Source organism: Mesorhizobium sp. M7A.F.Ca.CA.001.10.2.1 (assembly GCF_003998575.1).
Taxonomy (GTDB): domain Bacteria; phylum Pseudomonadota; class Alphaproteobacteria; order Rhizobiales; family Rhizobiaceae; genus Mesorhizobium.
In genome coordinates, this window is record NZ_RZQY01000347.1 from 1 (window position 1) to 6,187 (window position 6,187).

Below are 6,187 nucleotides of genomic sequence, written 5' to 3' on the forward strand. Positions count from 1 at the left end.
CATGTCGACATAGACCTCGTTCTGGGCGTCAAAACCCTGATTGTGGTCCTTGCTGTCGGTGAGCTTGCCGACGACGATGGAGCCCTCGACGCCGGAATTCTCGGCGATCTGGCGGATCGGCGCTTCAAGCGCTCGCAGCACGATCGTGATACCGGCCGTGACATCGGCATTGGCGCCGGTCAGGCCGCCAAGCACCGAGCGGGCACGCAGCAGAGCCACGCCGCCGCCGGGCACGATGCCTTCCTCGACCGCCGCGCGGGTGGCGTTCAGCGCATCGTCGATGCGGTCCTTCTTTTCCTTGACTTCCGACTCGGTGACGCCGCCGACGCGGATGACGGCTACGCCGCCGGAGAGCTTGGCCAGCCGCTCCTGCAGCTTTTCCTTGTCGTAGTCGGAGGTCGTCTCCTCGATCTGGCCCTTGATCTGGGCGACGCGCGCCTGGATGGTCGCCTTGGTGCCGGCCCCGTCGATGATCGTGGTGGTGTCCTTCTCGATCAGCACACGCTTGGCGCGGCCGAGCATCTCGATGGTGACGTTTTCGAGCTTGATGCCGAGGTCTTCCGAGATCATCTGGCCTGATGTCAGCACGGCGATGTCTTCCAGCATTGCCTTGCGGCGATCGCCGAAGCCCGGCGCCTTGACGGCCGCGACCTTGAGGCCGCCGCGCAGCTTGTTGACGACCAGCGTCGCCAGAGCCTCGCCCTCGACGTCCTCGGAGATGATCAGCAGCGGCCTGCCGCTCTGCACCACCGCTTCAAGGATCGGCAGCATCGCCTGCAGATTGCCGAGCTTCTTCTCGTGGATGAGGATGTAGGGCTCTTCCAACTCGACGCGCATCTTGTCGGCATTGGTGACGAAATAGGGCGAGAGATAACCGCGGTCGAACTGCATGCCTTCGACGACGTCGAGTTCGGTCTCGGCCGTCTTGGCTTCCTCGACGGTGATGACGCCGTCATTGCCGACCTTGTCCATCGCCTTGGCGATCATCTCGCCGACGCTGGCATCGCCATTGGCGGCGATGGTGCCGACCTGTGCGATCTCGGCCGACGACTTGACCTTCTTGGCGCGCGCCTGGATTTCCTTGACCACGGCGGAAACCGCCTGGTCGATGCCGCGCTTCAAATCCATGGGGTTCATGCCGGCGGCGACCAGCTTGGCGCCTTCGCGCAGGATCGAGGCGGCCAGCACCGTGGCGGTGGTGGTGCCGTCACCGGCGAGGTCGTTGGTCTTCGAGGCCACTTCGCGCACCATCTGGGCGCCCATGTTCTCGAACTTGTCGGCAAGCTCGATTTCCTTGGCGACGGTGACGCCGTCCTTGGTGATGCGCGGCGCGCCATAGGCCTTGTCGATGATGACGTTGCGGCCCTTGGGGCCGAGCGTGACCTTCACCGCATTGGTGAGGATCTCGACGCCGCGCAGCATGCGGTCGCGCGCGTCGGTGGAGAATTTGATTTCCTTGGCAGACATGATTTTTATCCAGTTCGTTCGGAGAAAATGAGGTCAGGCAGCTTTCTTGGCGGCCACGGTCTTGTCGGTTGCGGCCGTCTCGCTCTTGTCGATAACGCCCATGATGTCGGCTTCCTTCATGATCAGAAGGTCCTCGCCGTCGATCTTGACCTCGGTGCCCGACCATTTGCCGAACAGGATGAAGTCGCCGGCCTTGACGTCGAGCGGAACAAGCGTGCCGTTTTCGTCGCGTGCGCCAGGGCCGACGGCGATGACTTCGCCCTCCTGCGGCTTTTCCTTGGCAGTGTCGGGGATGATGATCCCGCCCTTGGATTTGATATCGCCTTCGGCGCGACGAATGACGACGCGGTCGTGGAGTGGCCGAAATTTCATGGGAACTTTCTTTCTGGGGCCGGCACAGGCGGCCACGCCCCTCCTCTATAGACGCGTTGGCACTCGATAGATAGGAGTGCCAAAAATTATTCGCGGGCCAAATTAAATATTCAAAAGTATTATTTCAGCTGGCCGTTTCGTGATATCCGCAGAATGTCAAATAATTCAAAAGATTGAATTTTGCCGATCGAGTGCCTATTTATCGGACAAGTTCACTTTCACGATTTCAGGCACAAGGGAGATTTCTTCGATGGCCGAAGGCAATCAGACGATCATGGAAAAAGCTGAAGCCCGCTTTGTCGACAAGCAGAAGAAGACAGCGGAGAAAAACAAGGCGACCGCCGAATATATGTCCGAGGCAAGAGCCAGGGAGATCAAGACGGCAAGGCTGAGGGAGCTTCGGCTGGCCAAGGAAGAGGCCGATCGTGTCGCCGAGGCCCTCAATCCTACGCCGAAGAAGAAGCGGGCGACCAAGAAAGCCACGGAGGCCAAGACATGAGCCTCACCTTCCCCAACCCCAGCCGCAGCTATGACGAAGCGGGCCAGCGCATTCGTTTCGTCGGCCATGACGGCATGTTCCAGATCTCATTTTCCGTCGCTGCCGACGCCATGGCCAAGATGCGGCCGGGCACTGCTGCCGATGAAGCCGGTTATCTCCAGACATTCGACACCGAGAGCAGCGCCATCCGCGAGGTGGCGTCGAAGGCCTACGACCGCACCCGCAAGAGCATGTATGTGCTGACGGCGGCCGATTTCGGCTGAAATGGCGGCGAGTTGGCGCTGACCGCGATCAGGTCTTGCGCTCGGCCCTTTCGCGGCGTTTAACGTCGCGGACATTCATCTGCACGACCATGTCCTCGGCCTCGCGCGGCCCCATCCCGACCATCACCTTTTGCCGGACAACCGCAGGCTGGCCGGTGAAGACATCGATGATGCTCCAACTCTGGGGAAGCTCCATGCGCACCGTGTAGCGGTTGGCCATGCCGGTCAGCCTCGCATCGTGAAAAACACGGCGCCCAGGATCAGCACCGTCCAGGCGACGACCGACAGTTTCAGCACCATGCCGCCATGCGCAGCCAGAAGCTTCCGCAGGTGCGGCACACCTGCCGGCGAGATTGGTGCCGCCGCCAAGGCGACAGGGGTCTTGAGGCCAAGTTTTCCAAAAACGGGCAGCAGCGACGGTTCACGCACGAAAGGCCTCGAATGTCAGGAAAAAGCGAAGCAACAACGCTCGCCTCCCTTCCATAGCACTCTTTTCGCGAGCGCCTGCATGCCAAATTCAAGACAGGACTGCTTTGACGGCCGGTCCGTACTGCCTTCGCAACACACAATCTATTCGCGGGAACTGACTGCGCTCGGGGCAGATTGGGACGCGAAATTTTGGAGGCCTCGCCTCGGGATCGAACCGAGGCTTCAGAGATTTGCCGTCTCCAGCGTAGCCGCTCCGCCACGAGGCCATGGCTGTCGAAGTAGCGGCCAAATATTTACGGAAAGGTTAATCCCGAGGGATTGTTCAGAATTTTCGGCATCGAGTTTCAGAGCGTTCGTCAGCCAACCTTGCCGGGCCTCGCTTCCGGCGCAGAGTTGCGATCCTTCACGCCCAAGCGGCAGCCCCGCCCCGTGTCGACCGAGGGCCTCCAGCACTGCGATTGACGTTTCTCCCCTACGCGCTTCCGAGGCTGCTTTTACCCCGCGTTGCATTTCGGAGGAGAGGAGCGGAGGCCAACCAACTTTTCCCCTTGAACAGCGATTCGATCTGGCTTAGCTTCATCTGAGAAAAGGTTTTCCCAAGCAATCGTCGTTGGGCTCGGCCACCTGCCGGGCCTCATCCGGCTCGGTAAGAGAAAACCTTTTCCCAACCAAGGATCTCGGCGCGATGCCATCGGACGATCTGCCTGTTCCAGTCTTTTCCAAGCCAGTCACCTTGCGTGACGTGGCCGCCCAGGCCGGAGTCAGTGTCGCCACCGCATCCAAGGCGCTCAATGGCCAGGGCCGGATGACAGCCGAGACGCGCGAACGCATTCGCGAGACCGCCCGGCGGCTCGGTTTCCGGCCCAACAGCCTGGCGCAAAGCCTGCTCCGGCGGCGCAGCTTCACCGTCGGCCTGCTCACCAACGATACCTATGGCCGCTTCTCGCTGCCGTTGATGTCGGGCATTTCGGACGCGCTGGTCGACAATGGCGTCTCGGTGTTCCTGTGCAATGTCGAGGAGGATCCGCGGCTGGGCCAGATGCATGTCGACGCCATGCTCGACAAGCGCGTTGACGGCATCATCGCCACCGGCAAGCGCATCGATCGCCATCTGCCCGTCGACCTCTCCAATCTGCGCGTCCCGGTGATCTATGCCTTCACGCAGCCAGATCCCGACGCCGTCGCCTTCGTCTCGGACGATGTTGGCGGCGCCCGGCTGGCCGTCGAGCATTTCTGCCGGCTGGGCCGCAAGCGCATCGCCCATGTCACCGGGCCGGCGAGCTTTGCCGTGGTGCACGCGCGCGTCCAGGCTTACCGCGACGTGCTGGTCGAAAACGGCCTGACGGTCAGCGAGCCGCTGCTCGGCTCCTGGTCGGAAGCCTGGGGTCACCAGGCGGTTGCGCAACTGTTCGACGGCAAAAGCGAAAGGCCGGACGCGGTCTTCTGCGGCAACGACCAGATCGCGCGCGGCGTCATCGATGCGCTGCGCGAACGCGGCCTCGACGTCCCCAGTGATGTCGGCGTCATCGGTTTCGACAATTGGGAGATCGTGGCCGAGGCGACGCGCCCACCGCTGACCTCTGTCGACATGAACCTTGTCGCGCTCGGGCGCGAGGCCGGGTTGACCCTGCTTTCGCTGGTCGGCGGCAAGCCCGCCGCGCCAGGCATTCGAAAACTGCCGTGCCGGCTGGTGGTGCGGCAGTCATGCGGCCATCCGCCGGGTGGCTGAAAACGAAGCGCCGCGCAATCGGCGCCAAGCCGCGGACCGCGGCCAACCTTGGAGGAGGAGAACATGAGGAACCTGATTGCCAAACTGACCCTGGCCGCTGCCGTTCTGGGTGGCAGTCTCGGCACTGCCGCCGCCGAGACGGCCAACATCTGGGTGCGCGTCGACGGCTCGAATTTCATGCCGAGGATCGTCGATGCCTACAACAAGGCGCACACCAACCAGGTCAAACTCGACATCATTCCCAATGCCGAGATCATCCCGAAATACGGCGCCGCGGCCGCCGGCGGCACGGCGCCCGACGCGCTGTCGCTCGATTTGATCTACACGCCCTCCTTCGCCGCAGCCGGCCAATTGGAGGACATTACCGACTGGGCAAAGTCCCTGCCCTATTTTGCCAGCCTGTCGCCGGCGCATGTGAAGACCGGCACCTACAAGGATCACATCTATGGCCTGCCCTTCTCTGCCGACGCCTCGGTGCTGATCTGGAACAAGAAGCTGTTCAAGCAGGCCGGCCTCGACCCCGAAAAAGGACCTGCCAACTGGGCCGAGATCGCGGCCGATGCCGAGAAGGTCAACGCGCTCGGCGGCAACATCAAGGGCTTCTACTTCTCCGGCAATTGCGGCGGCTGCAACATCTTCACCTTCACACCCCTGATCTGGGCGTCGGGCGGCGACATCCTGAGCGAAGACGGCTCGAAGGCGACGCTGGACAGCCCGCAACTGCGCGGCGCCATCGATCTCTACCGCTCGATGGTCAAGAAGGACCTGGTGCCGGCGGGCGCGCAGACCGATACCGGCGCCAACTTCTTTGCGGCATTTGCCGCCGGCAATATCGGCATCTCGCCGTCCGGCGCCTTCGCCATCGGCGCGCTCAACACCCAGTATCCCGATATCGACTACGGCGTCACCTTCCTGCCGGGCAAGGACAGCGGCTGGTCGTCCTTTGCCGGCGGCGACAATTTCGTCGTCACCAAGGGCACCACGAAACTGCCCGTGGTGAAGGAGTTCCTCGACTTCGCCTATTCGCTTGAAGGCCAGACCATCCTTGCCAAATACGGCAGCCTGCCGGTGCGCGGCGACATCGCCAAGGAGGCGCTGAAGGATCTCGATCCGCGCTACCAGGTCGCCGCCGAGGCCATGACCAAGGGCAAGACGCCCTATTCGGTGGTGTTCAACGACCTGATCAACTCCGCCAACGGGCCGTGGACGCAGATGATCAACGAGGTCTTCTTCGGCGACGATGTCGACGGCGCCATAGCCAACGCACAAGAGACGATGCAATCGATCATCGACCAGGCGCCGCAGAAATAGCCCAACCTCACCTCCCCCTTGAGGGGAGGTCGGACCGCAGGTCCGGGTGGGGTCGACACCGCAGTGCTCGACGTTTCTTGATGTCGGCGCGCTCCGCAGAGGACCCCACCCCCGGTC

At 62.4% G+C, this 6,187-nt stretch carries 8 protein-coding genes; 4 read left to right on the plus strand and 4 right to left on the minus strand.

Going from position 1 to position 6,187, the window contains the following annotated elements; translation table 11 throughout:
• On the minus strand, positions 1 to 1,467 hold a 1,467-nt coding region (gene groL / locus EN964_RS21110), incomplete at its 3' end, for a chaperonin GroEL (protein ID WP_127276704.1).
• A gap of 33 nt (positions 1,468 to 1,500) precedes the next feature.
• A complete protein-coding gene (gene groES, locus EN964_RS21115; RefSeq protein WP_127269688.1) occupies positions 1,501 to 1,839 on the minus strand; it encodes a co-chaperone GroES in 339 nt (112 codons plus the stop codon).
• Between the two features lie 250 nt (positions 1,840 to 2,089).
• Here groES and EN964_RS21120 point away from each other — a divergent pair, with 250 nt between their 5' ends.
• Together EN964_RS21120 and EN964_RS21125 are read left to right on the plus strand one after the other, a co-directional pair.
• Positions 2,090 to 2,338, plus strand: a complete 249-nt coding sequence (locus EN964_RS21120; protein WP_127269690.1) for a hypothetical protein — start codon at positions 2,090 to 2,092, stop codon at positions 2,336 to 2,338.
• A complete protein-coding gene (locus tag EN964_RS21125) occupies positions 2,335 to 2,601 on the plus strand; it encodes a DUF1488 domain-containing protein (RefSeq protein WP_127269692.1) in 267 nt (88 codons plus the stop codon). Before EN964_RS21120 ends, EN964_RS21125 begins: the two co-directional genes overlap by 4 nt.
• 28 nt (positions 2,602 to 2,629) lie before the next feature.
• On the opposite strand, the gene EN964_RS21130 is transcribed toward EN964_RS21125, so the two are convergent.
• On the minus strand, positions 2,630 to 2,821 hold the full coding sequence (locus EN964_RS21130) for a hypothetical protein (protein ID WP_127269694.1): 192 nt from the start codon (positions 2,819 to 2,821) through the stop codon (positions 2,630 to 2,632).
• Positions 2,822 to 2,826: 5 nt separating this feature from the next.
• Entirely contained in the window at positions 2,827 to 3,030 is a 204-nt protein-coding gene (locus EN964_RS21135; protein ID WP_127269696.1) for a hypothetical protein, read from the minus strand.
• A gap of 685 nt (positions 3,031 to 3,715) precedes the next feature.
• On the opposite strand from EN964_RS21135, the gene EN964_RS21140 reads away from it, so the two are divergent.
• A complete protein-coding gene (locus tag EN964_RS21140) occupies positions 3,716 to 4,759 on the plus strand; it encodes a LacI family DNA-binding transcriptional regulator (protein ID WP_127272522.1) in 1,044 nt (347 codons plus the stop codon).
• A gap of 63 nt (positions 4,760 to 4,822) precedes the next feature.
• Positions 4,823 to 6,070 (plus strand): sugar ABC transporter substrate-binding protein, encoded by a 1,248-nt coding sequence (locus EN964_RS21145; protein ID WP_127273261.1) that lies wholly within the window; start codon positions 4,823 to 4,825, stop codon positions 6,068 to 6,070.
• The last annotated feature ends 117 nt before the right edge of the window (positions 6,071 to 6,187 follow it).

Coding starts and splice junctions, on each gene's coding strand:
- groES (WP_127269688.1), bottom strand. CDS start 1,839: ATGAAATTTCGGCCACTCCACGACCGCGTCGTCATTCGTCGCGCCGAA.
- EN964_RS21120 (WP_127269690.1), top strand. CDS start 2,090: ATGGCCGAAGGCAATCAGACGATCATGGAAAAAGCTGAAGCCCGCTTT.
- EN964_RS21125 (WP_127269692.1), top strand. CDS start 2,335: ATGAGCCTCACCTTCCCCAACCCCAGCCGCAGCTATGACGAAGCGGGC.
- EN964_RS21130 (WP_127269694.1), bottom strand. CDS start 2,821: ATGGCCAACCGCTACACGGTGCGCATGGAGCTTCCCCAGAGTTGGAGC.
- EN964_RS21140 (WP_127272522.1), top strand. CDS start 3,716: ATGCCATCGGACGATCTGCCTGTTCCAGTCTTTTCCAAGCCAGTCACC.
- EN964_RS21145 (WP_127273261.1), top strand. CDS start 4,823: ATGAGGAACCTGATTGCCAAACTGACCCTGGCCGCTGCCGTTCTGGGT.